Genomic DNA, 2,710 nt, shown 5'->3' on the forward strand with positions numbered 1-2,710 from the left:
CCCTAGGGTATCAAACGCCTGTACAATATCGGGAAAATAACCTAAAAAAATTTGTCTGAAAAAGTGTTGACAATCCAATCTCTGCCTTAATAATGGCAAAGTATTCATCATCAATATCTGACCTGCCATATCGCATGATGTTCTGTATCTCTGACTCGTCTACCTCTCCGTTAAGCTGTCTTACACACTGCTCATTGATAGAACGCATACAGGTAATAAGACCTTTGGGAATCGTCACACACTTTGATTCATCCGGAGACTTGTTGATTACCGGCATAATGTCGATTGTCCAGCTTCCAATATCTACTATCAGTGTTTTCTTTGCCATAGCAGGAATCTTGTCCACTACTGCTGCATAGCACTGAGGAAATACTGCCACATCATCAATTTCAATATGATATGACTCATTCTCATATTTGAAGCTTACACGCTTATTCTTTGTCAGGTACTTGATAAAATCATTCTTCTCTGCTCCAAACCTTGTAAGCGGAAGTCCTACAGCAAGGAATACCTTTGCCTCTGCAAGACCTCTTCTTTTAAGTTCCTTAGCAACTGCTGCAAGAGTGAGAAGATAAAAGCTGTCATCTTCGACCTTGGTATCCTTTACTTCCTGCCTCACAGTTCCAACCTTATAGAACTTTCCTTCATACTCAAGTACATCGCCGAAAAGTGCCGGAGTTGTTGTAATCTCCTTAACACCTGTGACAAATACCTGAGAGATTGTTTTCATCATTGACCAGCCATGATCAATGCCGATTACTTCTAACTTGTTATTCATGTTCCTTTCACTCCTTTTCTGTATTGTCTGCATTATTGTTTTGCAAAATTTCATATAATTACCCACACCCTTTCAAGTGCTTAGTTTGGTCAGATGCAGGAATATCATCAGACCTGCCATAAAAATGCTTTCTCATTAATTCCTCATACAGTTCATCACTCTCTGCCTTAACTTTCATAAGACAGTAGAGAACCACTGTACTAATAATGATTACGAACCAAATTAACACTTTGCCCATTCGACCACTCCTCTCAAATAAAAAGAGGACCAAACCAGCTGATGGAATATTCCATCTCAAGTGCTAATTTAGTCCTCACTAAATGTTTTGATATAAAATTGTACCTAATCTAAGCACACAGATTCACTCTCAGACTGATTGCGGACATCTGTGATACTGACTTGGATTTTCGGTTTTGATATAACAGCGCTGCCTTATCTACCGCTAAATTGGTATAAAAATAAGGACTAAATTAGGCATAACCCCTTGATTTTACTGGGTTTCATCTAACTTGGTCCTATTATAACTCAAACACCTCGTTCCCATTTTGAAATTGTTTTATCGCTGATTTCTAATTTTTCAGAAAGCTGTTTTTGAGTATACCCTTTTCTCTTTCTCTCATCAGCTATAAATCTTCCAATTTTTATTTGATCCATTTGCTTTCCTCCTTTCTGGCTTAATTATCCTTCAATCCTATTTCCAATCACACCCACGCAACGTAGAATATGGTGAATTTTTGCGGTTTCTACGCTCCGTAGAGTTAATGTATTTAATTAATTACCGGGATATGTTCCAATTTGCATTTCTATCATTTCTATCCATTCAGAAATTGGGCTATCCCGATTGAAATTGCCCATTTATTGTATAAAAATCAACAAGCTGACTAAGTGTAAATTTAAATTTTCTAAAATATTAAATTTCAACACTTTCACCACAAGATATGTAGTGCATATTACTCATTTGATGTGATAAATAATCAAATGCCTTTTTTCCTGTACAATGACAGGTATAAAACTCAGTATCTTTATATTTTTGAAGCTCCGTTGCGATATCTTTTAACAATTCCGTCGATACCGTTTTCTTTGTAAGAGGATTGAATAAATGATAACCTCCCACACACAAATCGGGGCTATATTTTTTTGCTTCTTCCATGATATTGATAACACCGGCATGTCCACACCCCATAATAAGCGCTGTTTGATTTTCAAAAATAACCAAATTCTGCTCATGTCTGAATTGGTCTTTTCCTTTATCGTCATAAAGAGCATCATTAACAGACGAATAAAATCTGTTTATTTTATCAACTGTAAACAGTAATAATTCATCGTCAATTTTGTAATCACCGTCCAACAGTACTATCTGCTTATTTCCCTTAATTGCAGCATCTATTCCAACGGGTATTTTAATGAATAAGGTTTTACTGTAATGCGGTTCAAAAGCAGTTCTTTGTACATATATTTTTGCCGAAGAATTAACTTCCAAAAAACTTTTTAATGCTCCTCCGTGGTCTATATGACCGTGAGATATAATAACCGTATCTACCTTTGAAATATCTATATTTCTTTTAACTGCATTTTCAAATAATGTTTTATCCGGGCCTAAATCAAACAAAATCTTATGTTTTTTTGTTTCTATATAAAGCGAAAGCCCATGCTTTGCCTTAAGTTCAGATTTTGTGGTGTTTTCCACTAACGAAATAATTTTCACAAATTTACCTCCGCATAAATGTTTATAGTTATACTTACATCAACCAATCATTATATCCTCTTTTTCTAAACTTTTTCATTTACAGTTTTTGATTCCACTTGACGTCATATAAGTTCCTGCTAATATTACCAATACCGATATAACTGCAATAATACAGGATATTTATGATGATTCCAAGCAGAACTACGGTGCTCCAAAAATCACTGTAGAATTGCGTAAAACAGGTG

General features: G+C 35.4%; 4 protein-coding genes. 1 reads left to right on the top strand and 3 read right to left on the bottom strand.

Going from position 1 to position 2,710, the window contains the following annotated elements:
* Positions 1–10: 10 nt before the first annotated feature.
* The 3 genes from WMO37_RS14790 to WMO37_RS14800 form a co-directional block, all read right to left on the bottom strand.
* Positions 11–778, bottom strand: a complete 768-nt coding sequence (locus WMO37_RS14790; RefSeq protein ID WP_496111652.1) for a ParM/StbA family protein — start codon at positions 776–778, stop codon at positions 11–13.
* Between the two features lie 525 nt (positions 779–1,303).
* Complete coding sequence (locus WMO37_RS14795) at positions 1,304–1,432, bottom strand: helix-turn-helix domain-containing protein (protein ID WP_227090609.1); 129 nt, start codon at positions 1,430–1,432, stop codon at positions 1,304–1,306.
* 256 nt (positions 1,433–1,688) lie between these two features.
* Positions 1,689–2,483 (bottom strand): MBL fold metallo-hydrolase, encoded by a 795-nt coding sequence (locus tag WMO37_RS14800; RefSeq protein WP_349155402.1) that lies wholly within the window; start codon positions 2,481–2,483, stop codon positions 1,689–1,691.
* 160 nt (positions 2,484–2,643) lie between these two features.
* On the opposite strand from WMO37_RS14800, the gene WMO37_RS14805 reads away from it, so the two are divergent.
* Positions 2,644–2,710: hypothetical protein (locus tag WMO37_RS14805; RefSeq protein WP_349155403.1), on the top strand; the 67-nt coding region annotated here is incomplete at its 3' end.

It is taken from the genome of Lachnospira intestinalis (assembly GCF_040095895.1).
Lineage (GTDB): Bacteria > Bacillota > Clostridia > Lachnospirales > Lachnospiraceae > Lachnospira > Lachnospira intestinalis.